Annotated in this window: 23 protein-coding genes; 11 read left to right on the top strand and 12 right to left on the bottom strand. The window is 72.0% G+C overall.

Translation table 11 applies throughout. From position 1 onward, the window contains the following. Positions 1 to 3: 3 nt before the first annotated feature. The gene (locus tag HF577_RS08425; RefSeq protein WP_169395193.1) at positions 4 to 843 is read right to left on the bottom strand and encodes an SDR family NAD(P)-dependent oxidoreductase; all 840 of its coding nucleotides are present in this window, start codon (positions 841 to 843) and stop codon (positions 4 to 6) included. Between the two features lie 5 nt (positions 844 to 848). Continuing rightward, entirely contained in the window at positions 849 to 2,057 is a 1,209-nt protein-coding gene (locus HF577_RS08420; protein WP_169395192.1) for a cytochrome P450, read from the bottom strand. 162 nt (positions 2,058 to 2,219) lie between these two features. On the opposite strand from HF577_RS08420, the gene HF577_RS08415 reads away from it, so the two are divergent. Then, the gene (locus HF577_RS08415) at positions 2,220 to 2,855 is read left to right on the top strand and encodes a TetR/AcrR family transcriptional regulator (RefSeq protein WP_169395191.1); all 636 of its coding nucleotides are present in this window, start codon (positions 2,220 to 2,222) and stop codon (positions 2,853 to 2,855) included. 226 nt (positions 2,856 to 3,081) lie between these two features. Here HF577_RS08415 and HF577_RS08410 read toward each other — a convergent pair whose 3' ends face one another. Beyond that, positions 3,082 to 3,285: a cold-shock protein gene (locus HF577_RS08410; RefSeq protein ID WP_169395190.1), complete on the bottom strand. Its 204-nt coding sequence runs from the start codon at positions 3,283 to 3,285 to the stop codon at positions 3,082 to 3,084. A gap of 295 nt (positions 3,286 to 3,580) precedes the next feature. Between HF577_RS08410 and HF577_RS08405 the strand changes: the two genes are divergently transcribed. Next, a complete protein-coding gene (locus HF577_RS08405; RefSeq protein ID WP_169395189.1) occupies positions 3,581 to 4,948 on the top strand; it encodes an acetamidase/formamidase family protein in 1,368 nt (455 codons plus the stop codon). Positions 4,949 to 4,985: 37 nt separating this feature from the next. Here the strand turns inward: HF577_RS08405 and HF577_RS08400 are convergent, their stop codons facing one another. Further along, positions 4,986 to 5,534, bottom strand: coding sequence for a TetR/AcrR family transcriptional regulator (locus HF577_RS08400; protein WP_169395188.1), 549 nt, complete (start codon positions 5,532 to 5,534; stop codon positions 4,986 to 4,988). 46 nt (positions 5,535 to 5,580) lie between these two features. Between HF577_RS08400 and HF577_RS08395 the strand changes: the two genes are divergently transcribed. Continuing rightward, positions 5,581 to 6,078, top strand: coding sequence for a GNAT family N-acetyltransferase (locus HF577_RS08395; RefSeq protein ID WP_169395187.1), 498 nt, complete (start codon positions 5,581 to 5,583; stop codon positions 6,076 to 6,078). A gap of 22 nt (positions 6,079 to 6,100) precedes the next feature. Here the strand turns inward: HF577_RS08395 and HF577_RS08390 are convergent, their stop codons facing one another. Next, positions 6,101 to 6,253 (bottom strand): hypothetical protein, encoded by a 153-nt coding sequence (locus tag HF577_RS08390; RefSeq protein ID WP_169395186.1) that lies wholly within the window; start codon positions 6,251 to 6,253, stop codon positions 6,101 to 6,103. Between the two features lie 89 nt (positions 6,254 to 6,342). Continuing rightward, positions 6,343 to 7,083, bottom strand: a complete 741-nt coding sequence (locus HF577_RS08385; RefSeq protein ID WP_211173972.1) for an HAD-IIA family hydrolase — start codon at positions 7,081 to 7,083, stop codon at positions 6,343 to 6,345. A gap of 114 nt (positions 7,084 to 7,197) precedes the next feature. Here HF577_RS08385 and HF577_RS08380 point away from each other — a divergent pair, with 114 nt between their 5' ends. Next, positions 7,198 to 7,971 (top strand): hypothetical protein, encoded by a 774-nt coding sequence (locus HF577_RS08380; protein ID WP_169395184.1) that lies wholly within the window; start codon positions 7,198 to 7,200, stop codon positions 7,969 to 7,971. 52 nt (positions 7,972 to 8,023) lie between these two features. Next, the gene (locus tag HF577_RS08375; protein WP_169395183.1) at positions 8,024 to 9,256 is read left to right on the top strand and encodes a cytochrome P450 family protein; all 1,233 of its coding nucleotides are present in this window, start codon (positions 8,024 to 8,026) and stop codon (positions 9,254 to 9,256) included. A 9-nt stretch (positions 9,257 to 9,265) separates the two neighbouring features. On the opposite strand, the gene HF577_RS08370 is transcribed toward HF577_RS08375, so the two are convergent. Continuing rightward, positions 9,266 to 9,907 (bottom strand): histidine phosphatase family protein, encoded by a 642-nt coding sequence (locus HF577_RS08370; protein ID WP_312859014.1) that lies wholly within the window; start codon positions 9,905 to 9,907, stop codon positions 9,266 to 9,268. Positions 9,908 to 9,976: 69 nt separating this feature from the next. Here HF577_RS08370 and HF577_RS08365 point away from each other — a divergent pair, with 69 nt between their 5' ends. After that, positions 9,977 to 10,678, top strand: a complete 702-nt coding sequence (locus tag HF577_RS08365) for an alpha/beta hydrolase (protein ID WP_169395181.1) — start codon at positions 9,977 to 9,979, stop codon at positions 10,676 to 10,678. A gap of 8 nt (positions 10,679 to 10,686) precedes the next feature. Here HF577_RS08365 and HF577_RS08360 read toward each other — a convergent pair whose 3' ends face one another. The 3 genes from HF577_RS08360 to HF577_RS08350 all read right to left on the bottom strand — a co-directional run bounded on the left by HF577_RS08360 (position 10,687) and on the right by HF577_RS08350 (position 13,406). After that, the gene (locus tag HF577_RS08360; RefSeq protein WP_169395180.1) at positions 10,687 to 11,505 is read right to left on the bottom strand and encodes an Fpg/Nei family DNA glycosylase; all 819 of its coding nucleotides are present in this window, start codon (positions 11,503 to 11,505) and stop codon (positions 10,687 to 10,689) included. A 2-nt stretch (positions 11,506 to 11,507) separates the two neighbouring features. Next, complete coding sequence (locus HF577_RS08355; protein ID WP_169395179.1) at positions 11,508 to 11,999, bottom strand: ribose-5-phosphate isomerase; 492 nt, start codon at positions 11,997 to 11,999, stop codon at positions 11,508 to 11,510. A gap of 126 nt (positions 12,000 to 12,125) precedes the next feature. After that, complete coding sequence (locus tag HF577_RS08350) at positions 12,126 to 13,406, bottom strand: AI-2E family transporter (protein WP_312859013.1); 1,281 nt, start codon at positions 13,404 to 13,406, stop codon at positions 12,126 to 12,128. Positions 13,407 to 13,536: 130 nt separating this feature from the next. Here HF577_RS08350 and HF577_RS08345 point away from each other — a divergent pair, with 130 nt between their 5' ends. Next, positions 13,537 to 14,409 (top strand): NTP transferase domain-containing protein, encoded by an 873-nt coding sequence (locus HF577_RS08345; protein WP_211173962.1) that lies wholly within the window; start codon positions 13,537 to 13,539, stop codon positions 14,407 to 14,409. A gap of 60 nt (positions 14,410 to 14,469) precedes the next feature. Then, positions 14,470 to 16,272 (top strand): aldehyde ferredoxin oxidoreductase family protein, encoded by a 1,803-nt coding sequence (locus HF577_RS08340; RefSeq protein ID WP_169395178.1) that lies wholly within the window; start codon positions 14,470 to 14,472, stop codon positions 16,270 to 16,272. 33 nt (positions 16,273 to 16,305) lie between these two features. Here HF577_RS08340 and HF577_RS08335 read toward each other — a convergent pair whose 3' ends face one another. Continuing rightward, the gene (locus HF577_RS08335) at positions 16,306 to 17,811 is read right to left on the bottom strand and encodes an Nramp family divalent metal transporter (RefSeq protein WP_169395177.1); all 1,506 of its coding nucleotides are present in this window, start codon (positions 17,809 to 17,811) and stop codon (positions 16,306 to 16,308) included. A 285-nt stretch (positions 17,812 to 18,096) separates the two neighbouring features. Between HF577_RS08335 and HF577_RS08330 the strand changes: the two genes are divergently transcribed. Then, complete coding sequence (locus HF577_RS08330; RefSeq protein WP_246266085.1) at positions 18,097 to 19,959, top strand: ABC transporter ATP-binding protein; 1,863 nt, start codon at positions 18,097 to 18,099, stop codon at positions 19,957 to 19,959. A 304-nt stretch (positions 19,960 to 20,263) separates the two neighbouring features. After that, positions 20,264 to 21,928 (top strand): hypothetical protein, encoded by a 1,665-nt coding sequence (locus tag HF577_RS08325; protein ID WP_169395175.1) that lies wholly within the window; start codon positions 20,264 to 20,266, stop codon positions 21,926 to 21,928. 30 nt (positions 21,929 to 21,958) lie between these two features. On the opposite strand, the gene HF577_RS08320 is transcribed toward HF577_RS08325, so the two are convergent. Further along, a complete protein-coding gene (locus HF577_RS08320) occupies positions 21,959 to 22,471 on the bottom strand; it encodes an ArsR/SmtB family transcription factor (RefSeq protein WP_246266077.1) in 513 nt (170 codons plus the stop codon). Positions 22,472 to 22,600: 129 nt separating this feature from the next. Here HF577_RS08320 and HF577_RS08315 point away from each other — a divergent pair, with 129 nt between their 5' ends. Further along, positions 22,601 to 24,025: an alpha/beta hydrolase family protein gene (locus tag HF577_RS08315; RefSeq protein WP_169395174.1), complete on the top strand. Its 1,425-nt coding sequence runs from the start codon at positions 22,601 to 22,603 to the stop codon at positions 24,023 to 24,025. Positions 24,026 to 24,108: the final 83 nt, after the last annotated feature.

Below are 24,108 nucleotides of genomic sequence, written 5' to 3'. Positions count from 1 at the left end.
GCCTCACCAGAGGCTGGGGTGGAGCTCCGGTGGGCCACCCTTCTCGTAGCGGAGGGAGAGCGGCGCGCTGCCGTCGACGTCGGTGACGCCGAGCCGGGCGCCCAGTTCGGCGCCGATCAGCGCCCTGCCCGAGTAGCGCATGAGGTCCTCGGCCGTGTAGAGGGCCGCGATCACCCGGCCGGTGAACTGCGGGGACTCCCGCCGGCCCGCCGGTCGTGCCTCGGGAGGCAGAGCGGCGATGTCGGCGCGGGCGCGCTCGGTGTCGAGCCCGCCCATCCAGATCGAGACGGCAGCGACGTCGTAGGGGCGCAGTTCCTTCGCCATGTCGGCGGCCATCTTGTCGCTTCCGGCCTTCTGTGCCCCGTACGCGGGACCGTGGTGGTAGGCCACGGCGCCGTAGTGCCCGGTGTTTACGATCAGGCCGCGCCCGTTGGCGATCAGCAGGGGCGCGGCGTAGTAGGCGGCCACGTAGTGCGAACGGAGGCCGACCGTGATCAGGTCGGCGGCGTCGAGCGGCTTCTCCCAGAACCCCCCGGCGAACATGCCCGACACCTTCGCCGCGTTGTTGACGAGGATGTCGAGGCGCCCGTGCTCCCGCCCTATGCGGGCGAACAGCGCTGCCACGGCCTCGTCATCGGAATGGTCGACGGGCACAGGGACGCCCGTGCCACCGGCCTCGTCCACGAGCGCCGCCGTCTCCCCGATCGTGCCGCCGTAGGCCGAGTCGGTGGACGACCGGCTCCGGCCGGTCACGTAGACGGTCGCACCGGTGCAGCCGAGCGCCACGGCGATCCCCTTGCCCGCCCCCCGGCTGGCTCCGGTGACCACGGCGATGTCGGTCATGACGACTACCAGGTCACCGGCAGTTGCTCGACGCCGTAGACGACGGCGTCGTCCTTGTACGTCAGCTTCTCGATGGGGGTGGCCAGCTGCAGGTCGGGGAGCCGGCGGAACAGCGTGTCGAACACGATCTGCAGCTCGGCCCGCGCCAGGTTCTGCCCGAGGCACTGGTGGGGGCCGAAGCCGAAGGCCACGTGGTGACGGGCTCCGCGCGCGACGTCCAGGCTGTCCGGGTCGTCGAACACCTCCGGGTCGGTGTTGGCGGCGTAGCTGAGCGCGAACACGCCGTCACCAGCCTTGATCCGGACTCCGTCGAGCTCGATGTCGGCGGTGGCGACCCGGGCCGTCGCGGTGTCGGCGATGCTGAAGTACCGCAGCAGCTCCTCGACGGCGTCCGGGGTCCTGGACGGGTCGGCCTTGATGATCGCGAGCTGGTCCGGGTTCTGCAGCAGCGCGATGGTGCCGAGCGAGATCATGTTCGCCGTGGTCTCGTGCCCGGCGATCAGGAGCAGGAAGGCCATCCCCACCAGTCCCGCATGGTCCACCGTGCCGTTCTCGCGCTGCTTCAACACCTGCCGGCCGAGGAGGTCGTCGGTGGGCTCGTGCTCCTTCGAGGTGACCAGCTCGTCCAGGTAGTTGCGCACCTCCTCCACCGCACGGAACCGATCCTCGGCACTCGTGGTGCGGGTGATCAGCAGCTTCGACCGGGACTGGAAGAACTCGTGGTCGGCATAGGGCACACCGAGCAGCTCGCAGATCACCAGTGACGGCACGGGCAACGAGAACGCCTGCACGAAGTCCGCCGGCCGGGGGCCGGCGACCATCGCGTCGATGCTCTCGTCCACGATCTGCTGGATCCGCGGCTGCAACGCCCGGGTGCGCCTGACGGTGAACTCGCCCACCACGGCGCGGCGGGCCGGACCGTGCTCGGGCGGGTCCATGGAGATCAGGGAGGGCGAGAACATCGGCCTGTCCGGCGGCAGCTCGATCAACCGCGGGAAGTCGGGGTGGTTGCGGTCGGAGCTGAACCGGGTGTCGGCCAGGACCGTCCGCACGTCCTCGTGCTTGGTCACCAACCAGGCGTGGCGCCCGGTGGGCAGCAGGACGCGGGCGATCGGCGACTGCTCGCGCAGCTCCTCGTACGCCGCAGGCGGGGAGAAGGGGCACGTGCGCTGCATCGGGAACGTCGGAACCTGCTGGTCGACCAGTTCGGTCATCGCGGTACCCCCATCGGAACGCCTACCATGTGGAGGATTGACCTCCGGTTACGCTGTCCACGGTACGCAAGCGGAGGATTTTCGTCCACCTAGTCGGAGCACGTCCACGGAGCCAACCGGACCCCGTGCAACAATCCGGGCGAATTACGGGGGGTGATCTGCATGACCGCGGATCCGGTGACGGGCCTGAGGGCCGACGCACGCCGCAACCGTGACCAGATACTGGCCGCGGCCAAGCAGTGGTTCGCCGTGCAGGGGCCGGATGTGCCGATGGAGGAGATCGCGCGTGCCGCCGGCGTCGGCATCGGCACGCTCTACCGCCGCTTCCCCGACCGGGAGGCGCTGATCCAGGCCGTGGCCCGGGACAGCTTCGAGAAGGCGCTGGCCGAGGCACGTGCGGCGGTGGCGGAGGAACCCACGGCGTGGGAAGCGCTGGTCCGCTTCCTGCACCAGTCCCAGGAGCTCCGGTTGACCATGCAGCTCGCCATGACGTCGCCGCCGAGGATCGTGCTGCGCGACGACGAGGAGCGCAATGAGCTCCGCCGGGCGCTGATCGAGGTGCTCGACACCGTGGTGCACGCCGCACAGGCGGAAGGCACCCTGCGCGGCGACATCGACACCGGTGATGTCGCAATGGTGTTCGCGCTGCTGGTGCGGCAGGTGCCCAAGACCCACGACACGGTCGCCGGACTGGCGGCAGAGCGCTGCATGGCGCTGATACTCGACGGCCTACGCGCGCCGTCCTCCGGCGCACCCCTGCCCGGGCAGCCCATCACCGCCGAGGACATCGGCCCCTAGGGGGTGTCCTGTGGATCTTGGTCGATGAGAGCCGTGATCCAGGTGGTTCCTGGCGGCGCCGCTGGATCGCCCTCATACCGGGCGTATTCGGGCGGTTCTGCGGTGTCGCCAGGGGCCGCCTGGGCGCGGCTATCGCGATCGAAGATCCGCGGGACACCCCCCTAGCCCCGCAACGCCGGGAGCCCGCCTCCCCTGGGGAAGACGGGCTCCTGGTGAGCGAGGTGGATCAGACGACGCGAACGCCGGTGGCCTGCGGGCCCTTGGTGCCCTGGCCGATCTCGAACTCCACGCGCTGCCCCTCGTCGAGGCTACGGAAGCCCGAGGCGTCGATCTCGGAGTAGTGAACGAAGACGTCAGCGCCGCCCCCGTCGACCGAGATGAAGCCGAAGCCCTTCTCGCCGTTGAACCACTTCACAGTTCCCTGCGCCATGCGATGTGCTCCTAGCAGACGGTGGGACCCGCACCGTGCGCGTCCCGGCCGACCCTGATGGGCTGATCAACGTCACGTCGACGCCGACTCCCCCACCAACCTGTTCCCGCGAGCGTGCATCACACGAACACCGAAACTGAACGACCTGCACCCATCCAACCACGTCGCAGGCGGTTCTGTCCCGCGCCCCCGCGACACGCCGCGTTCCGTCGGGTGACGTGGGGCGATCGGGACACTTCACATCGCCGACACCTCGGGTAACTCCACCGATACGGGACCACATGACGATCACCCGATGATCTCGCCCGATCCGATCGTCGCACGCGCACTCATCGTCGAAGGCATCGGGAGGAGGGGGTTCCTGCGGGCCGCCACCGCCGTCACCGCCGCAACGATGGGATCTTCCCTGCTCGGAGCCTCGCCCGCCGCAGCAGGCACCCGGTCATCGGTGCCGGCCGCCCCGCTGCAGCCGGGCACCGGCCCGATCGACGGCGACCACTACCTGCCCTCCACGCCCGAGGCCGTGCGCTGGGGGTACGTCCCGGCGATCGGCGCCACCCCGGCCCTGCGCATCGCGTCGGGCGAGACCGTGACCATCGACACGGTCTCGCACGAGGGCATCCTGGAGGACCAGGGCCGCGACCCGATCGCGTACTTCGGGCGCCACCAGGTGGCGCCGGAGGGCGTGCTCACCGATGCCGTCGCGATCGCCCGCGACTACAACCGCACGCCGCGCAACTTCGACGTCGACGGCCCGCACGTGATCACCGGGCCGATCTTCGTCGAGGGGGCGGAACCGGGCGACGTGCTCAAGGTCGAGACGCTGTCGGCCGTCCCGCGCGTGCCCTACGGCGTGGTCTCCAGCCGGCACGGCAAGGGCGCGCTGGCCCGCACCGCCGACGGGGGCGCCCCCGCCGGCATCACCGTCGAGGAGGTGATGCCGCCCGTCGCCACGGACGCTCGGGCGACGAAGGACCCCCTGCGCTACGGCAACGTCTCGACCTTCACCAGCGTCCGGACGGGAAAGGGGGGCGGAGCCGTCGGCGTGATGCCGTTCGGGTCGGGCCGGGCCGAGGTCGTGTTCCCCCTGCAACCGTTCATGGGGACGATGGGCGTGGCGCACACGACTGCGGCAGGCGAGACCGCGCCCGAGCTCAACTCGATCCCGCCCACGCTCGGTGGCGGCAACATCGACATCCGGCTGCTGGGCCCGGACTCGGCGTTCTACCTGCCCGTCCACGGGGAGGGCGCGCTGTTCTACGTCGGCGACCCGCACCTGGCGATGGGGGACGGCGAGGTGGCCCTCACCGCGCTGGAGGGGTCGTTGCGGGCGACCTTCCGGCTCACCGTCTGCAAGCCCGGCTCCGGGGACGCTCCCTCGGTCGCCTACCGCTACCCGTTCGCGGAGACGCCCGACGTGTGGGTGCCGATCGGCCTGTCCGACCCGGACGGCTCGGCGAACGGGCAGGGCACCGACCTGAACGTCGCCATGCGCCGTGCCGTGGTGAACGCCCTCGACTTCCTCGAACACGACCAGGGCATGGACCGGCCCACCGCCTACGCATACCTGTCCGCGGCGGCGAACTTCACGGTCTCGCAGGTGGTGGACCGGACGGTCGGGGTGCACGGGGCGATCTCGAAGTCGCACTTCCCGACGGCCTGAACAGCCGGTCGAGGTGGTGGTCGACGGTGGTCACCCGTCAGGAGCTGAGCAGCGCCAACTGCCGGTGGACGGCGGCGGTGGTGCGATCCACGTCCCCGGAGGCCAGCAGGTCCAGCAGCGCTCCCCGCAGCACGGCGAGCACTGCGGTGGCGGCCGTCCGGTCCGGGCCCAGCACGGTACGCAGGACGTCGAGCCAGTCCTCGACGCTGCGGGCCGCGAACCCGCTCCACGGGCCGTCCGGCTCCACGAGCGAGCGTATGTAGCCCTCCATCCAGAGCCGCAGCAGGTCGCGGTGGGCAGGATCGGCCAGCCAGTCCCACAGCCTGCCGATCACCTCGACAGGGCGACCCGTCGGAGAGGCCGAGGCCAGCAGGTCGAGCTCCTCACTGCGGGACCGTGCGAGCAGCGCCTGCACCAGTCCGTCCTTCGAGCCGAACAGGTAGAGCAGGACGCGCGGGCTGGACCCGATGGCCTCCGAGAGCGGCCGGAGCGACATCCCCGTCAGGCCGTGGCGCAGCGCGTAGCGGTAGGTGAGTTCGAGAAGCTCCTCACGTCGAGCGGAGGGGGGTTGCGGATCGGCGGTCATTGGCTCAGTCTTGTACTGAAACACTCGTTTCAGTGAGAGGGATCCAATGAGAGACGTACGGATCCGGCCGCTCGGTGAGCCGGGCGACCTGGGTTGGGTGGTGCAGACGCACGGCGAGCTGTACGCACAGGAGTTCGGCTGGGACACCTCCCTCGAGGCACTCGTGTCGGAGATCGTCGCCGACTTCGCGCTCGCCAACGACGAGAGGTGCGAGCGCGGGTGGATCGCCGAGCTTGACGGCCAGCGGGTGGGCTGCGTGCTCTGCGTGGCGGACGACGAACCGGGCACGGCCAAGCTGCGGGTACTGCTCGTGCATCCCGACGCTCGCGGCCACGGGCTGGGCTCCCGGCTGGTCGACACCTGCGTGACGTTCGCCCGTGACGCCGGATACCGGCGGCTGCGACTCTGGACCAACGACGTGCTCACCGGCGCCCGGCACATCTACCTGGCGGCGGGTTTCCGCATGGTGGCCGAGAAGCCGAACCGCAGCTTCGGCGTGGACGTGGTGGAGCAGGACTACGAGCTCGAGCTGTGCCCGGCCTGACGGCCGGGCCACTCGTGCCGCCTCAGGCGGCGGCGTCCCACTGCCACTGCTCGGTCATGGCCTCGCCGCAGTCGGGGCAGGGCACCTGGAACCCGGAGGTTGCAGTGACCGGCAGCTCCACCTCGACGCTGCAGCCCAGGCAGTTCCACCAGCCGGTTGTGTTCGACGTGTCCATGCGACCGATGCTAAATCACAAGCCTGTCATTTTCCGGGCCGCAAGTAGCCGTACCGCTGTGACCGGGGGGTTTGCAGCGTGACGATGACTCAGATCTCGTCCACCAGGTCGGCGATCGAGGGCACGACGCGGAACGGTCGGTAGGGGAAGCGGTCGATCTCGTCGGCCTGCATGATCCCGGTCAGCACCAGGATCGTGCGCATCCCGGCCTCCAGTCCCGCGACGATGTCGGTGTCCATGCGGTCACCGACCATCACGGTGGTCTCGGAGTGGGCCTGCACCCGGTTGAGAGCCGCCCGCATCATCAGCGGGTTGGGCTTCCCGACGAAGTAGGGGCTGACGCCGGTGGCGCGGCTGATCAGCGCGGCCACCGCACCGGTGGCCGGCAGCACCCCGTCCTTGGACGGGCCGGTCGCGTCGGGGTTGGTGGCGACGAAGCGGGCGCCTGCCGCGATCAGCCGGATCGCCGTGGTCACCGCCTCGAAGCTGTACGTGCGGGTCTCCCCGAGCACCACGTAGTCGGGCGAGTTGTCGGTGAGCACGTAGCCGATCTCGTGCAGCGCCGTGGTGAGGCCGGCCTCGCCCACCACGTACGCGCTGCCCTGCGGCCGCTGGTCGTCGAGGAACGTGGCGGTGGCCAGCGCGGAGGTCCAGATCGACTCCACCGGCAGGTCGATACCGCTCGTGCGCAGCCGGAACTGCAGGTCACGTGGGGTGTAGATGGAGTTGTTGGTGAGCACCAGGAACGGCTTGCCGACCTCGCGGAGCCGCGAGACGAACGCGTCGGCTCCAGGGATGAGCCTGCCCTCGTGCACGAGCACGCCGTCCATGTCGGTCATCCAGCAGTCGATCGCCTTGGGGTCTCCCACGATGGGAGCCTAGGGGAACGATGCCTTTCCTACCGGCGTTGTCCAGCTTGAGGCGTTATGAGGGAGTTGGTTGGCATGGCGGGAACGATCCTCACCGTGGTCGTCCTCGTGCTGATCGTGGCGGGCGCCGCCTGGCTCATCCGGCAGCGCGCGGCCGCCCGGGAGCGGGAGCTCGAGGACGCGAAGTCCGAGGCACGACGCTGGGTGGAACGGCTGGGTGGGCAGGTGCTCAACCTCGTCGGCACCAACGAGGCGGCGAAGCAGGCGCTGGCCGACGCCGCCGAGCGCTACACCGCGGCAGGCTCCCAGATGGAGCAGGCGCGCAGCACCACCCAGACCAGGCAGGTCACCGAGACCGCCTACGAGGGCCTCTACTACGTGCGCGCGGCCCGCACCGCGATGGACCTCGATCCCGGACCCGAGCTGCCCCCGCTGCCCGGGCAGCAGCGCGCGGGCGCCGTCACCGAGGAGCGCGACGTGGAGCTCGAGGGCCACTCCTACAGCGCCTCCCCCGCACCGTCCGAGCGCAACCGGCACTACTACCCCGGCGGGGACGTCGCCGGTCGGCCGGTGCCGCGCGGCTGGTACTCCGAGCCGTGGTGGCGCCCGGCCCTGGTCGCCGGCGCCTGGGGGATCGGCTCGGCACTGCTGTTCAGCGCGATGTTCTCGGGCATGGCAGGCGTGGCGTACGCCGATGGGTTCTCCGACGGCGCCGGCTACGACGACGCCCAGGGTGACGTCGGGGGCGACGACGGCGGCGGCATCGACGGGGGCGATCCGGGGGGCGGCGACTTCGGCGGCTTCGACGGCGGAGGCGACTTCGGCGGCGGCGGGTTCGGCGACTTCTGACCAGGGCGAGATGGTCGCTCCGGCGCCGCGCGGGGCGGTAGCGTCGGCGATCATGACGGTCGGAACGGGCCCATCGCCCTTCACCGAGACCACCACCTCTGCCCGCCGCGCCGCCTACGAGCAGCTGACGGCGTCCGGTCCGGTGCAGGAGACCGTGCTGTTCACCGGTGTCCGGGTGTGGCTGGTCTCCGGGTACGCCGAGGCCCGGGCGCTGCTGGCCCACCCCGGCATCGCGAAGCGTCCCGGCGGTCCGCATTTCGACCAGACCCCCGCGGAGCTCAACGCGGCGCAGAACACGCACATGCTCACCAGCAATCCCCCGGACCACACCCGGCTGCGGCGGCTGGTGTCGGCCGCGTTCACGCGTCGGCGGATCGACACGATGGCGCCCCGGATCCAGGCGATCACCGACGCGCTCCTCGACGACGTCGCCACCGCCGGACGCGCCGGTGAGCCGGTCGACCTCGCCGCGGTGTTCGGCTACCCCCTGCCGATCGCCGTGATCACCGAGCTCCTCGGGGTGCCCGAGCAGCGCCGGGAGGCGTTCCGGGACTGGACCACGATCGTCATCAACGGCTCGGTGTATCCCGCGGACACCTACGTCGACGCGGTGGAGCAGCTGGTCGGGTACGTCCGCGGGCTCATCGCGGAGAAGCGGGCCGCTCCCGCCGACGACCTGCTCTCCGACCTCATCGCCGTGCGCGACGGGACCGATCGGCTCTCCGAGGACGAGCTCACGTCGATGGTGAAGCTGCTGCTGGTGGCCGGGTACGAGACGACGGCCAGCCTGATCGTCCTCGGTACGCACGCGCTGCTCTCGCATCCCGAGCAACGGCAACTGCTGCGCGCGGAGCCGGATCGGCTGCCCGTGGCGATCGAGGAGATGCTCCGGTACGACCCGCCGCTGCAGGTGGCCATCCCGTCGGTCACCACCACACCCGTCGACGTCGGCGGCGTCACGATCCCCGCAGGCGAGGTGGTGGTCCCGGTGCTCTTCACGGCCGGTCGCGACCCGGCCCGGTTCGAGGACCCCGGCGGGTTCGACATCGCCCGCGCCGAAGCCGCCCAGCACCTCGCGTTCGGCCACGGCATCCACCACTGCCTCGGTGCACCTCTCGCGCGGCTCGAGGGCCGCATCGCGATCGGCTCGCTGCTCGCCCGCTTCCCCGACCTGCACCTGGCCGACGGGGCGGCCGACCCCGCCCGCCATCCCTCCCTGCTGGTGAACGCGATGGCCGAGCTGCCCGTCAGAACCAGCCGATCGAGGGTCCACCAGCAGGGGTGACGAACGCCGTCACACCTGGATCTCGGGGGGAAATCCGGTCCAGCGCAGGTGGGCGGGCAGGTGCCGCATGTCGTTGTGAACGAGCACGGAGGACGGCCTGCCGGGCGCGTAGCGGATCACCGTCAGAGCGGCGTTGCCGTGGTTGAGGCCCATCCAGCGCCACTCGGGCGCGTCGAGGGCGGCTCGTACCAGCCATCCGACGAGGAAGTTGTGGGTGACGACCAGCTCGTGACGGGGCCGGTCGCCCTCGACCGGTCCGGTGAACGCCGCAAGCGCTTGCGTGGCCAGCGCGGGGCCGTGCTCGCGTTCTGCTTCCGTGAAGCCGGCGAGGAAGCCGAGCAGGGAGCCGGCCGCGTCCTCGGGCAGCTCCTGTGTCTGCGGCAGGTAGGGCAGGTAGTCCCCCGCGAGCTCCGACGAGCGCAGCGGGACGTCGGCACACTGCTCGCCGATCAGCCGGGCAGTCTGTTCCGCTCGGGGCAGCGGCCCGTGATGGATGGCGGACAGCGGTGTGCTCCTGAGCCGTTCGCCGAGCAGGACGGCCTGGCGGCGGCCTTTCTCGGTCAGCGCGGTCTCGTCGGCCGAGGCCTCACCGTGCCGGGCGAGATAGAGATAGCGGGCGACTCTGTCCGTGGTCCGGGCTTCCGTCGGCACCGCTGAAGCCTGCCAGGGCCCCCGAAGTGGTGACGAGCGCACAATGGTCGCCATGATCGGTCGGCGCTCATGACCACGTTCGTCCTGGTCCACGGCGGGTGGCACGGCAGCTGGTGCTGGCGGCGGGTCACACCGTTGCTGGTGGAGAAGGGGCACGAGGTCCATGCCCCGACCCTGACCGGAGTGGGCGACCGCGCTCACCTCCACGGCCCCGACACGGGCCTCCAGACCCACGTCGAGGACGTCGTGGCGGTGCTGGAGATCGACGACCTGCAGGACGTGGTGCTCGTCGGGCACAGCGCCGGCGGCGCGGTGATCACCGGGGTGGCCCAGCGCTGCGCCCACCGGCTCCGCGAGCTCGTGTACCTCGACGCGTTCGTGCCGAAGCCCGGGCAGTCGATCCTGGACACGCTCGCCCCGCAACGCCGCCAGTTCTTCACCTCCGTCGTGGACGCGCTGGACCGGATCGTCCTGGACCCGGACACGGGGATGGACGGCTGGGCCGTCACCGATCCCGCCGACCGCGACTGGGTGCGACCCCGGCTGCGCCCGCACCCCCTGCGCGCACTGGCCGACCCGCTGCCGTCCGGCCCGGTGCCTGAGGTGCCGCGCCGTTTCGTCCACTGCACGGTGAAGCCCGGCCACGACAGCTTCGCCGGGTTCGCCGCCGCCGCGGGCGCGGACCCGTCCTGGCGGCTCGACGAGATCGCCGCAGGCCACGACGCGATGATCACCGCGCCCGCCGAGCTCACGGCCCTGCTCGCGGACTGACCTGCGGGTCAGGCGCTCACCGCGGGCTGGCAGGTGGGACACCAGAACAGGTTCCGGGCCGCGTGCTCGACGTGCGCGATCGGCGTGCCGCACACCAGGCAGGGGCTGCCCGCGCGGCGGTAGGCGTAGACCTCCCCGCCGTGCCGGTCCTGGCGGGGCGCGCGGCCGGTGCGGCGCGGGTCGTGCTCGGGGGCGACGGTGTCGATCCGGCCCCGGCGCACGCCCGCGCGCATCAGGGCGACCAGGTCGGCCCACAGTGCGTCCCACTGCGTCCTGTCCAGCGCGCGGCCGGGCAACTGGGGGTCGAGCCCGTGGCGGAACAGCACCTCGGCGCGGTAGACGTTGCCCACCCCGGCGATCACGGACTGGTCCATGAGCAGGGTGGCCAGCGGGGCGCGGGAGCGGGAGATCCGCTCCCAGGCGCGGTCCGGGTCGGCGTCGCGACGCAGCGGGTCGGCACCGAGCCGGGCGCGGATCGCCCTCGCCTCGGCCGCGGTGATCAGCTCACACGCCGTGGGTCCGCGCAGGTCGGCGTAGTGCGTGGCTCCGACCATCCGCATCCGGACGAGGCCACGCGGGGCCTGCGCCGGCAGCGGCTCGTCGCTGAACTGCCCGTACAGGCCGAGGTGGACGTGCACGACCAGATCCGGACCGTAGTGGTGGAACAGGTGCTTGCCGTGCGCCTCGGCGCGCACCAGCACCCGGCCGTCGAGAACGGCGGCGCTCGCCGTGAAGCGGCCCTGCGGGCTCGACACGGCCACGGGCAGGCCGGCGAAGCGGCGACGGTGCAGGCGGGCGAGCCGGTGGAGCGTGTGGCCTTCGGGCATTGCTACGGGGCAGCCGGGACCTGACCGGGCGGCAGCGGGGGCGGGGTGCCGGTGCGCTCGTAGTCGGCGAGCAGGTCGATGCGCCGCTGGTGGCGGGGCTCCCCGGAGAACGGGGTGGCCACGAACGCGGCCACGAACTCCGCCGCCTCGTCGAGGGTGTGCATCCGCGCGCCCACGGCGACGACCTGGGCGTCGTTGTGCTGACGGCCCAGTGTCGCGGTCTCGACGCTCCAGGCGAGCGCGGCCCGGATGCCGGGCACCTTGTTGGCCGCGATCTGCTCGCCGTTGCCCGAACCGCCGACGACGACGCCGAGCGTGCCCGGGTCGGCGAGGGTCCGCCGGGCCGCCTCCACGCAGAACGGCGGGTAGTCGTCCTCGGGATCGTAGGTGGCCGGCCCCACGTCGATCGCCTCATGGCCCAGGCTGGTCAGGTGCGCGACCAGATGGGCCTTGAGCTCGAAGCCTGCATGGTCGGAACCGAGGTAGACGCGCACACGAGAAATACTGCCCCATGCCGGCAACAGCCGCCGTCGACGGGGTTGCGCGCCCGGGGGATTGCAGCAAAGCCACGTTGCGGCAACCTCGTTGCGTGAAAGTGGCTTTGCTGCAACGGGGCGGCGTCAGCTGCGCTGCTCGTCCTTCTTCGAGGCCTCGGCCTCGTCCTCGGGGGCGACGTCCTCGGTGTGGGTGGCGGGAGCGGTGGGGACGGGAGCGTCCGGGTCGGGCGCCGACCCGTCCGGCATCAGGCCACCCGGCATCGCGAGGACGGTCTGCACGGTCTCCAACGGCGGATCCACCCGTGGCGGCGGTGACGCACCCGATGCCCGCGCGTCGATCCGCTCGCTCAGATAGCGCAGCACCACCGCGCCCGTGGCGGCCACCGGCACGGACAGGAACGCCCCCGCGATGCCGAACAGGGTGCCGCCCGCGGTGACGGCGAGCAGCACGACCGCGGCGTGCAGCCGGAGGCTGCGCCCCTGCAGGATCGGCTGCATCACGTTCCCCTCCAGCTGCTGCACGACCACGATGATCGCCAGGACGATCAGCGCCGTGGTGAACCCGTTGCTCACCAGCGCCACCAGCACGCCGAGCGCGGCGGCCACGATCGCGCCGACGATCGGGACGAACGCGCCGAGGAACGTGAGCACGGCCAGCGGGATCGCCAGGGGCACCCCGAGGATCAGCAGGCCCAGTCCGATCAGGACACCGTCCACCAGCGCGACGATCGCCTGCACGCGGATGAAGTCGGCAACGGTCTTCCAGACCCGGCGCAGCACCTCGGCCATGTGACCGCCCGCGCCCTCGCCCGCCACGGCCCGCAGCCACGGCAGGAAGCGGGGCCCGTCCTTGAGGAAGAGGAACACGAGCACCACGGTCAGCACCGCGGTGATCACACCGGAGGCCACGCTCCCGATCCCGGTGAGCACGCTCGTGGTGATCGCCGAGATGCTCTGCTGCAGCTCGGTGGTCGCGGTCCGCAGCACCTCGTCGAGCTGGCCCTGGGCGAGGTTGAGCGGCGGCCCGGACAGCCACTGCTGGATCGACTGGATGCCGCTGCTGGCGCTCTGCGTGATCTCCGGGATGCTGCCCGCCACCGACGTGGTGATCAATGCGATGAGCCCGGCGAGCACGACCAGCCCGGCGAGCAGCACCGTGGCCGCCGCGAGCGCCGGGGGGAAGTGGTGCTTGCGCAGCCACCCGACAGGGGGCCACAGCACCGTCGAGACGATCACGGCGAGGATCACGGGGAAGATGACGGACCACAGGAGCCCGATCACCATCCAGATCAGCCAGGCGCCCGCGGACACCAGGAGCAGCCGCAGGCTCCATCGCGCTGCCCAGGTGACACCCTCGCCGATCGCGGTGCCGCGACCACGGCGGGGGTGCTCGGTCGTCGTCACGCCAACTCCTCTGTCTCGTTCTGCCGATGCCGCACGGGGGTGGGTGCCGGGCAGTGCAGCCGTACCCGCGGACAAGGCTCTCAGACATCGGTGATCTCCACCGGACGTCGCACCGCCTACGATCGTGGGGGTGAGCAGCCACAGCGTTGCACCCGACGACGGGTCGGCCGCGGGGATCGTGCTCGCCGGCGGCCGCTCCTCGAGGATGGGTGAGTCCAAGGCCGCGCTCGAATGGCACGGCTCCACCCTGCTGCGCCGCACCACCGGGTTGCTGGCGCGCACCGTCGACGGGCCGGTCGTCGTGGTCCGGGCGCCGGGCCAGGCCCTTCCCGCACTGCCGGCGGGTGTCGAGACGGTGGACGACCCCGTGGAGGGCCGCGGGCCGATGCAGGGCATCGCCATCGGGCTCGCCGCGTTGTCGGACCGCGCGCGCATCGCGTTCGTCTGCTCCACCGACCTGCCGTTCCTGCACCCCGCATACGTGCGGCGGGTGCTGTCCGCGCTCGACGCCGAGGTCGACGTCGTGCTGCCGCACGCAGGCGGGCACCGCCAGCCGCTGGCGGCCGCGTACCGCACGGCGCTCGCGCCGGTCGTCGCCGGGATGGTGACGCACGGGCAGCTCAAGCTCGCGATGCTGTTCGACCACTGCCGGGTGCGCCGCATCGACGACGCCGGCCTGCTCGCCGACCCCCGGCTGCGCGCGCTGGACCCGGAGCTGGACTCGGTGCTGAACGTCAACGAGCCCGACGACTACCGCGTCGCGCGGGCCCGGCCCGCCCCGGAGATCACCGTCCAGCGTTTCGGGGCGCTCGCGTCCGGTGGCAAGCGCGGCCCCACCGTGGTGGAGGCGGCCACTCTCGGCGCCGCGGCGGCCGCCGTCGGGCTACCGCTGGACCGGCACGTCGTCGCCGCCCTGAACGGCGACCAGATCACCCGCGACGCGGAGATGCCGCTGGTGGCAGGCGACACGGTCGCCTTCCTGTCCGCCGACGCGGGCGGCTGACCCGTCCCCCGGCACCGAACGCGCGAGCAGCGGCGCCAACATCGGCATACAGTCTTCACCATGACGGCAGGCGGATATTTCGGACGGGCCATGGTCGTCGACGTGAGCGGCGCCGGCGCCACAGGCACACCACTCGAGCTGGACGACCAGGTCCTCCGCGCGTACCTCGGTGGGGTCGGGCTGGGCACCTGGCTGCTGCACCGGCTCGCTCCCCCCGGCGTCGACCCGCTGGCTCCCGAGGCCCCGCTCGCGTTCGTGTTCTCACCGCTGGTGGGCACCCCGCTGACCACGAGCGCCAAGTTCGCGGTGCTCGCCAAGTCGCCGCTGACCGGGATGATCACCGACGCGCTGGCGTCGTCCCAGTTCGCGATCTCCGGCAAGCTCACCGGCAACGACGCCATCGTCGTGCGCGGGCGGGCCGACGAGCTGTCGGTGGTGCTGGTCGACGCGTCGGGCGCTCGTCTCGAGGCGGCGCCCGAGCTCGCCGGGATGCCGGCGGCGGAGGCCGAGTCGGCGGTGCGCGAGCGGTTCGGCCGCGGGTGGCGCACGGCGGCGATCGGATCCGCCGGGGAGCGCGGCGTCCGGTACGCCACGATCAGCCACGACGGGCGGCACGCCGGGCGCGGCGGCCTCGGTGCCGTGCTGGGCGCGAAGAACATCAAGGCGGTGCTGGTCAAGGCCGGTACGAGGGTGGACGTCGCCGATCCCGCTGCGGTGCTCGCCGCAGCCAAGAGCCTGCGCGAGCGCAGCTTCGGCCCGGCCACCGCCAAGTACCGCGAGCTGGGCACGCTGGCCAACCTGCTGGCGTTCAACGCCGTGTCCACGCTCCCGACCCGCAACTTCACCGCCGCCACCTTCGCCGAGGCGCCCCGGCTGGCCGCCGAGGAGCTGCACGAGATGCGCGGGGTGGCCCGCAACAGCTGCGCGTCGTGCTCCATCGGCTGCGAGCACATCTACTCCCGCAAGGGCGGGGGCAGCCAGCGCATGGAGTACGAGAACGTGTTCGCGCTCGGCCCCCTGTGCGGGGTGTCGGACCCCGACGACGTGTTCGCCGCCAGCGCCCGCTGCGACGAGCTCGGCATCGACACGATCTCGGCGGGCGGCACGATCGCGTGGGCCATGGAGTGCGTGGAGCGCGGCCTGATCGACGCGCCGTGGCTGAGGTTCGGCGACGGCCCCGCGCTGCTGCGGGCGCTCGACCTGATCGGCTCCCGGTCCGACGGGCTCGGCGAGCTGCTGTCCCTCGGCTCGCGCGCGGCCGCATCGGTCGTCGGGCAGGGGTCGATCGACTTCGCACCCCAGGTCAAGGGCCTGGAGCTGCCGGGGTACGAGCCGCGGTCGCTGCAGTCGATGGCGCTGGGGCTCGCGGTCAACGCGCGAGGGGCCGACCACAACCGCTCCGGCGCCTACGAGGCCGACCTGTCGGGTGACCTGGACCGGCTGACCGGCGGCTCCGCGCACGTCGCCGCCGCGATCGGCACCGAGGACCGCGCCGCCGTGATGGACTCGATGATCCTCTGCAAGTTCCTGCGCGGGGTGTTCACCGAGCCGTTCGACGAGTGGGCGACGCTCCTGCGGTCCGTCACCGGATGGGACGTCACCGCCGACGAGCTGCGGGCGGTGGCCCGCCGGATCGTGCTGGCCAAGCGGGTGTTCAACCTGCGGGAGGGCGCCACGACCGACGACGACACGCTCCCCCGGCGCATGCTCGACACGCCGCTCGAGCTGGGCTCCGGCCGCACCGCGACGCTCACGGCGGAACGCCTGCGCTCGATGGTCGAGGGCTACTACACCGGCCGCGGCCTCGACGTCGAGGGCCGCCCCGACCCCTCCGACGTGGCGGACCTGCTGCTCACCCCCTGACGACAGGGACGGCCACCTCGGTACTGCCTGCCGTCAGAACGTGATCAGCGGGTCGCCGAAGGCGTCGGCGACGAAGTTGACGAAGAAGAACCCGAAGAACAGGAAGTTGAGCAGCAGGATCACGTAGTGCCACGGCCGCGGCCTGGCCGCCTTCGGGAGCCTGCTGTTCAGGTAGATCAGCAGGAACGGGTAGATCAGCGCACCGAGGTTCGACATGTTCGCGGAGAACTGGACCAGCGTCACCGGCACCGCGAGGTGCAGGATCGCCGATATCGCCACCAGCAGCACGATCATGAACGGGTAGTAGAAGCGCCGTGGGTCGCCCTCGATCAGCGCGCGCATGCGCGGGCTCACCGCGGGCGCGGCATCGGTGACCACCCGCACCATGGCCTCGAAGATCCCCAGCTGGGTGGAGAACAGGATGAGCACGCCCAGCAGGAGCAGCAGGTAGAACATGCCCGAGCCGTACTCGGGCTGCAGCGCGCTCGCCACGAACGTCGGTACGTTGGCCGTGGTGGGCTGCTCGCCCGACAACGCCACCGCCTGCGACATCAGCACCGTCGGGAGCAGCATTCCCAGCATCGCCCCGACGAAGAACACGCCCCACATGTCCACCATCAGGAGCCGGTACCAGCGCCGCCACAGGCTCGTGTTGCGCTCGTCGTCGGGGAAGGTGACGCCCACCGACAGCACTTCGCGCTGCCCACCGCGCATCCCGGCGATGTAGCCGGTGCGATGGCCCATGCCGTAGCCCTTGTCGCGGTAGTGGCCCATGACGTACCAGTTCAGTCCCGACGCCAGCGCGGTGAACCCGGCCAGCGCGCCGAGCTGAGTGGCGGTGATTCCCGCCGGTGGGGCCGCCGGCGTGACGAACCCGCGGATGCCCTCCCACCACACGCTCCACGGAACGACGACCAGATCGATGACGACCAGCGCGACCAGGATGAAGCCCACCATCGCCCAGTTGGACAGCTCCAACGCCCTGCTGATCCGGCGGGCCGCCGCGGTGATGAGGAAGACCACGACCAGCAGCCCGATGGCGTACCAGCGGGTCTGCTGCACCTCGGCAGCGGTCGCGACCCGCCCGTTGACGAGCGCGAAGAGGCCCTGGCCCGCAGATGCGGCCCAGCCGCCCGCGATGAACGCGAAGATCACCACGAAGACGGACAGCGGGATCCACAGCGCCTTGCCGGGCGGCACCCGACCCCAGCCGACCACGGGTGCCTCCCCGGTGGCCACCACGTAGCGGGCGCACTCCACGTTGTAGAAGGTCTGCAGCACCGCGGACACCACGATCACCCAGCCGACGCCGACGAACCCGTACTGCCCCACCGCCTGCGGTCCGAGCAGCCATTCCCCGCTGCCGATCGAGATCCCGAGCACGATGAGGCTCGGGCCCACCACGTACATCACCAGCTGGCGGGCACCGATCCGCGGGACCCGGAACACCTCCTCCGGGGTGGGGAGGTCCACCACGGCGAGATCGGGTCTGCTGACGCCCAGCGGGCGGGTATTGGCCGTGCGCTCCACCTCGGTCATGACAACTCCCCGAGTGTTCTGTAACGCAGATCACAATCGTCCCGCTCGGGGCCGTGCCGGTCAAGGGTGGCGGGGCAGTTGACTTCAACCTGACTTCAGCTTCTAGTGTCGGTCAGGACACGGGAAACCGGACGAAACTGTCGGACCGGTTCGCCACACTCACGACGCGAAGTGGTGCCGCACCGATGAGTTCCGGCGGTTCCCCATGTCCTACGTGTGCACAGCGGGTGCCGCGACCGGAGCGAGGAGCAGTTCATGAGCATGGAGATGGTCGCGTGGCAGTCGATGTACCACGCAGCACACGCGCAGGAGGAGAAACGGCCGTTCTCCATGGCCACCCTGCGCCGGATCGTCGCGTTCGTGCGGCCACACCGCCGTCGGATGGGGGCGTTCCTCCTGGTCAGCATCGTCGGCGCGGTGCTCGCGGTCGCCACGCCGGTGCTCGCCGGCCGGGTCGTCGACACCATCGTCAACCGGGGCCCGCTGGGCACGGTGGTCGGTCTGGCCGGGCTCATCGCGGTCATCGCGGTGGCCGTGGCCATCAGCGGGATCATCCAGCGCTGGCTCTCCGCGTCGCTGGGTGAAGGGCTGATCCTCGACCTGCGGGCCGCGGTGTTCGACCACGTGCAGCGCCAGCCGATCGCGTTCTTCACGCGCACCCGCACCGGTGCACTGGTCAGCCGGCTCAACAACGACGTGATCGGTGCCCAGCGGGCGTTCAGCGACACCCTGTCCGGGGTGGTCGGCAACCTCGTCACGCTCGCGCTCACGCTGATCGTGATGCTCACGCTGTCGTGGCAGGTCACGCTGCTGGCGCTCGTGCTGCTGCCGGTGTTCGTCCTCCCGGCCCGGCACATGGGGCGCAGGCTCGCCCACCTCGAGCGGGAGGCCGCCGACCACAACGCGTCCATGGGCACCCAGATGACCGAGCGGTTCTCCGCGCCGGGCGCCACCCTGATCAAGCTGTTCGGCCGTCCCGCCGAGGAGACGCGGGAGTTCGTCGCCCGGGCCGCCCGGGTGCGTGACATCGGCGTGCGCACCGCGATGGTGCAGTGGGTCTTCGTCACGGCGCTCACGCTCGTCTCCGCGCTGGCGCTCGCGCTGGTCTACGGGCTCGGTGGCTACTTCGCGATCACCGGCGGGATGGCTGCCGGCGACGTCGTCGCGCTCGCCCTGCTGCTCACCGGCCTCTACGCACCCCTCACGGCGCTGGCCAGCGCCCGGGTCGAGGTGATGAGTGCGCTGGTGAGCTTCGAGCGGGTGTTCGAGGTGCTCGACCTGCCGCCGCTCATCGCGGAGCCCGCCCGCCCGCTGCCGCTGCCCGACGGCCCGCTGTCGGTGGAGTTCGACAGCGTGCGCTTCTCCTACCCGGCCGCCGACAAGGTGTCGCTCGCGTCGCTGGAGGACGTCGCCCAGCTCGACCGCCGGGGCGGCGAGGAGGTTCTGCACGACGTGTCGTTCACCGCCGAGGCCGGGCAGATGATCGCGCTGGTGGGCTCGTCCGGCGCCGGCAAGTCCACGATCGCGCAGCTGCTCCCCCGGCTCTACGACGTCGACGCCGGAGCGGTCCGGCTGGGCGGCGTCGACGTCCGCAACCTCTCCTTCGACACGATCCGGGGTGCACTGGGCCTGGTCACCCAGGACGGCCACCTGTTCCACGAGTCGATCCGCGCCAACCTGCTGCTCGCCCGCCCCGAGGCCGACGACGAGGAGCTGTGGGACGTGCTGCGCCGGGCCCGCCTCGCCGACCTGGTGGCGTCGCTGCCCGACGGCCTCGCCACCGTCGTGGGTGAGCGCGGCTACCGGCTCTCCGGCGGGGAGCGCCAACGGCTCACCATCGCCCGGCTGCTGCTGGCCAGGCCCCGGGTCGTGGTGCTCGACGAGGCCACCGCCCACCTCGACTCCACCTCTGAGGCGGCGGTGCAGGAGGCGCTGGGCGAGGCGCTCCAGGGCCGCACCGCACTCGTGATCGCCCACCGGCTGTCCACGATCCGCGCCGCCGACCAGATCCTCGTGCTGGAGGCCGGTCAGGTCGTGGAGCGGGGCACTCACACCGAGCTCATAGCCCGCAACGGCCGCTACGCCGAGCTGCACAGCACGCAGTTCGACCAGCCGGGAGCCGTCCCGGTGGCGCTGGCCGCGGGCTGAGAGGAGCGGCCGCAAGGCCGTTCGCGCCGAGGGGTGTGCTCGTCGCAGGGTCCCCGGATCCTGCGACGAGCACAGCGGCTCGGCGATCGGTGCGTCCGCTCTCAGGTTGTCGCCGATGCGTGATCGTGTCCGTTTTGCGCCCGCACCCCGCCCACCAGGTCCGCAGGTCTCCATCCGGACAAAGGAGACGGGCGCCGCGCTCGTACGGTCAGGTGATCCCTCGGTCATTCGGACCGATCTTCGAAACGGTGGATTCTCAGGCACCGATCCCGGGAGAGGCACCGCCGGCGAGATCGGGAGACCCATGGAGCAGGACAGATCCACGGTTGTGGAACGGGCGTCCGCGGGCCAGGGCGCGGCGGTGGCGCTCCGGCAGGCAGCACGCCCGGGCTCCCACATACCGCTGCAGCGGGGCCTCGACCCCGTCACGGGCCCGATCCGGGTGCCGGCCATGGAACCGGCCGGTGGGCCGATCCGCAGCACGTCCCCCAGGACGCGACCGGGGCGCGGGCGCCACCGGCGGGCGGAGCGGCGGCGAGCCGAGGTCACCCTCACCCTCATCGTTCTCGGCGCACTGAGCTGGATCGTCGTGACCTGGCCGTTCCGCGGCGACCAGGCGGTGTACGCGCTGATCGGCCGGCAGATCCTGCACGGGCAGGCGCTCTACACCGACATCTGGGACATCAAGCAGCCCGGCGTGTTCCTCTGGTACGGGCTGGCCGACCTCACCGGGCTGGGCGAGATCGGTACCCGGGCCCTCGACGTCGTCGCGGCCTTCGCGTTCGGGGCGTGCGTCCACGTGCTGCTGCGCGGGAGGCTCACCACCCCGTGGGTGCGGCGGATGCTGACCGCGCTCGCCACGGCGGTGCTGCTGCTCGCCGCGGGCCCGGGCGACTTCGGCCAGCTGGAGATGCTCTGCCTGGTGCCTGCGACCGGGGCGTTCGCCCTGGTCGCGGCCGAGCCGCGGCGGGCCCCCACCTGGCGGCGGATCGTGCTCGCCGGGCTGTGCGTCGGCGTCGTCGGCGTGTTCAAGCTGCTGCTCGCAGGCGTGGTCGGGCTGGCCCTGCTCGTGTACCTCGTGCTGCATCTCGGTGGCCGCAGGCGGTTCGCCGCGGTGCCCGTGGTCGTCGCGGCGGCGCTCGTCCCGGTGGGTCTGACGCTGGCCTGGCTCGCCACGCAGGGCGCGTTCGGCGCGGCCCTGCACGTCTGGCTCGTCGAGGCCCTCGAGATGGGATCGGCCCCGGGATCCCGCGACCCGGCGCGCGTGCTCGAAGGCCTTGGCCGGTACGTCCTGTGGATGTTCCCGGTCGTGGTGCTCGCCGCCTGGCAGGCGGCCACGGCCTGGCGCCGCCGGGATCCGCTCGACCTCGCCATGGGCGCGTTCGTGCTGCTCGACGTGCTGGCGATCGCCACCCAGTTCGCCTGGTGGTACCAGTGGTACTTCGTCAGCGCCCCGCTCGTGGTGCTCGCGCTGCGCAGGCTCGACGTGCTCGCCCCGCGGTTGTGGGGCCGGTGGGCCGTGCTCCTGGCCGCGCTCTGCCTGCCCATGCTCGCCCACGCCGCGAGCTGGGCACTCCCGACCGTGCTCGACGGCGGCGGGTTCACCGCGGCGAGCCGGGACCGGATCGACGAGCGGGTGGCCGGGTACGACACGATCCGCACCGAGCTCGCCGCGGCCGGGGTGAGGGCCGGGGGCAGCCTGTACGTCGTCGGCGACCCGCTCTACAACATGCTCGCCGGAGCCCCGCTCGTCGTGCGGTTCGACGGCTGGACCTACGACCTGATGACGGACGGCCAGTGGCGGGAGGTCGCCACGGAGGTCGGCGCCGTCGAGCCCGCCGTCGTCATGGTCGACGCAGACGCCAGGGAGTGGGTCGCCGACCGCGGCCAGGACCTGCAGCAGGTCCTCGCGCGCGACTACGTGCGGTACCGCACGAGCGCGGAGGGGACCTGGTACCGCCTGCGCTGACGACCGACCGGCCCCGCCGGCGAGGACCGCTCATTCCACGTCGGGGAAGGCCACGAACCGCACCAGGACGCGGCGGGCGTCCTCGCCCGGCGGGTCGGTGGCACGGGCGTATCGCTCGTAGAGAGCCATGTAGTCCTCCCAGAACCGGCGCAGCTCCGGCGCGGTGAGGCGCAGGGCACCGCGGGCGAACAGCAGGGCGTCGCCCCACTCGCCCAGGTCGTCGCGCCGGCGCTGGAAGCGGGCGAACGCCGCCACGTCGTCGGCCACGTTCAGCCGGCCGAGCTCGTCGAACGCCGCCCGCACCTCCTCGGACATCCGGCTGCGCGGCGGGAACCGCAGGTCCTCGGAGCGCGCCTGCCACCAGCGCTCCCGGCCGCGCCCGCGCTCGGGGACCTCCTCCACGAACCCGTGCTCGGCGAGCCGCCGCAGGTGGTAGCTGGTGGCACCGGTGTTCTCGCCCAGCTCGCGGGCCAGCGACGTCGAGGTCGCCGGGCCGGTGCGGCGCAGCCGGCGCAGGATCGCCTGCCGCAGCGGATGCCCCAACGCTCTCAGGGCCGCTGGATCGGTGAGTTCTCGGGGTTCTCCCTGATCCACCACGGCGCCGAAGCTAGCAGAGTTCCATGTGCACAGATTTCTTTGCACACTATCCGCTGCAAGCCGAGGAGCCCGACCATGCCGCCCTATCGACGCGCACTCGCCGCACTGGCTGCCGCGGCAGCCATCGTGCTGCCCGGGGCGCCGACCCTCCCCTCCCCGCCACCACCACCGCCGGCGCCGGCCGGCGTCCAGGAGACCGAACTGCGCATCCCCACCAGCGACGGCCTGGTCCTCCCGGCCACCCTGCGCGTGCCCACGGCCGCCCGGCCCGGCCTGCCCGGCGTGGTGCTGGTGCACGGCGCCGGACCCGGCCCGAGGGAGAAGTACCGCGCCGAGGCGGAGGCGCTGACCCGTGCCGGCGTCGCCACCCTGACCTACGACAAGCGCACGCAGGGCTACTCGCTCCTGCAGCGCTCGTACACCCGGCTGGCCGAGGACACCGTGGCCGCCGCCGCCGAGCTGCGACGGCGCCCGGAGGTGAACCCGGCCCAGGTCGGCGTCATGGGGTTCAGCGAGGGCGGCTGGGTCGCACCGCTGGCCGCGTCGCGTTCGCCCGAGATCGCGTTCCTCGTGGTGGTGGGCGCCAACGGGGTGGCGCCGCTGCGCCAGCAGAGCTGGGCCGACACCATCAAGATCGAGCACGCCGGTGTGCGGGGGTCGCTCGTCGACGCCCACGCCCGCACGCCCTACCGGCTGATCACGGGCATGGGCATGTTCCCCGAGCCCTACTACGACCCCGGCCCTCCGCTGCGCAGCTGCACGCTGCCCGTGCTCGGCATCTGGGGCGCGCAGGACCGGCTCACCCCGCCCGTCGAGAGCGTGCAGGCGTACCGGGCGGCGCTCGACCAGGCCGGCAACCGGCACTACACGCTCCGCACGGTGGAGGGCGCCGAGCACTCGCTGCGCACGACGTCCACCGGGTTCGACAAGGGCGGCCAGTTCGCTCCGGGCTATGTGGACCTGGTGTCGTCCTGGATCGCGGACGTCGCCGACGGCAGGCCGCCCCCGACCTCCGTGGCGGGCACCGGTGAGCAGACCCGGCCGACGGTGGAGGTCGCACCACTGGCCTGGTACGAGTCAGTTGGGGTGCAGCTGAGTGTGGTGGCCCTGATGCTGGCCGGCTTCGCGGGGTTCGGCCTGACCGCGGGCTGGCGGCGGCTGCGCGGCAGGCCCGGGCCCCGTGCGGCCTGGCCGGCCCGGGTGCTGGCCGGTGCCGGGCTCACCGCCGTGGTGGGCATGTTCGGCTACCTCGGCTTCCTCCAGGTGACCGCGGGCCGGACCGTGGATCCGGGTCCACTGCTCGTCGGGCGACCTGTCGCGTGGCTGGCTCTTCAGCTACTCGCCGTCGTCGCGGTCGGGGCCGGGATCGCCACGGGCGCCGTGGTGGCGAAGCGGCGACGGGCCGGGATCGGCGGGGACCGGGCACGGCTCGGCGTGCTGCTCGCGGCAGGTGCGGCCTTCGTGCCGTGGGCGGCGTACTGGGGCCTGCTCCTGCCATGATTTCCGGCCTCGCGGGGAGCCGTCCGGTGCCGGTGCAACTAGTCTCGATTGTGGCAACCCGGTCGGTTTAGGCCGGGGATGCG

It is taken from the genome of Pseudonocardia xinjiangensis, from assembly GCF_012911925.1.
Classification (GTDB): domain Bacteria; phylum Actinomycetota; class Actinomycetes; order Mycobacteriales; family Pseudonocardiaceae; genus Pseudonocardia; species Pseudonocardia xinjiangensis.
This window is presented reverse-complemented; position numbering and strand designations above follow the sequence as displayed.

Excerpts from the sequence above, each read along its gene's own strand:
- HF577_RS08325 (WP_169395175.1), top strand. The coding sequence starts at position 20,264 with ATGGAGCAGGACAGATCCACGGTTGTGGAACGGGCGTCCGCGGGCCAG.
- HF577_RS08425 (WP_169395193.1), bottom strand. The coding sequence starts at position 843 with ATGACCGACATCGCCGTGGTCACCGGAGCCAGCCGGGGGGCGGGCAAG.
- HF577_RS08335 (WP_169395177.1), bottom strand. The coding sequence starts at position 17,811 with ATGACCGAGGTGGAGCGCACGGCCAATACCCGCCCGCTGGGCGTCAGC.
- HF577_RS08400 (WP_169395188.1), bottom strand. The coding sequence starts at position 5,534 with ATGACCGCCGATCCGCAACCCCCCTCCGCTCGACGTGAGGAGCTTCTC.
- HF577_RS08340 (WP_169395178.1), top strand. The coding sequence starts at position 14,470 with ATGACGGCAGGCGGATATTTCGGACGGGCCATGGTCGTCGACGTGAGC.
- HF577_RS08420 (WP_169395192.1), bottom strand. The coding sequence starts at position 2,057 with ATGACCGAACTGGTCGACCAGCAGGTTCCGACGTTCCCGATGCAGCGC.
- HF577_RS08395 (WP_169395187.1), top strand. The coding sequence starts at position 5,581 with ATGAGAGACGTACGGATCCGGCCGCTCGGTGAGCCGGGCGACCTGGGT.
- HF577_RS08390 (WP_169395186.1), bottom strand. The coding sequence starts at position 6,253 with ATGGACACGTCGAACACAACCGGCTGGTGGAACTGCCTGGGCTGCAGC.
- HF577_RS08330 (WP_246266085.1), top strand. The coding sequence starts at position 18,097 with ATGTACCACGCAGCACACGCGCAGGAGGAGAAACGGCCGTTCTCCATG.
- HF577_RS08380 (WP_169395184.1), top strand. The coding sequence starts at position 7,198 with ATGGCGGGAACGATCCTCACCGTGGTCGTCCTCGTGCTGATCGTGGCG.
- HF577_RS08360 (WP_169395180.1), bottom strand. The coding sequence starts at position 11,505 with ATGCCCGAAGGCCACACGCTCCACCGGCTCGCCCGCCTGCACCGTCGC.
- HF577_RS08365 (WP_169395181.1), top strand. The coding sequence starts at position 9,977 with ATGACCACGTTCGTCCTGGTCCACGGCGGGTGGCACGGCAGCTGGTGC.
- HF577_RS08415 (WP_169395191.1), top strand. The coding sequence starts at position 2,220 with ATGACCGCGGATCCGGTGACGGGCCTGAGGGCCGACGCACGCCGCAAC.
- HF577_RS08385 (WP_211173972.1), bottom strand. The coding sequence starts at position 7,083 with ATGGACGGCGTGCTCGTGCACGAGGGCAGGCTCATCCCTGGAGCCGAC.
- HF577_RS08405 (WP_169395189.1), top strand. The coding sequence starts at position 3,581 with ATGATCTCGCCCGATCCGATCGTCGCACGCGCACTCATCGTCGAAGGC.
- HF577_RS08375 (WP_169395183.1), top strand. The coding sequence starts at position 8,024 with ATGACGGTCGGAACGGGCCCATCGCCCTTCACCGAGACCACCACCTCT.
- HF577_RS08410 (WP_169395190.1), bottom strand. The coding sequence starts at position 3,285 with ATGGCGCAGGGAACTGTGAAGTGGTTCAACGGCGAGAAGGGCTTCGGC.
- HF577_RS08315 (WP_169395174.1), top strand. The coding sequence starts at position 22,601 with ATGCCGCCCTATCGACGCGCACTCGCCGCACTGGCTGCCGCGGCAGCC.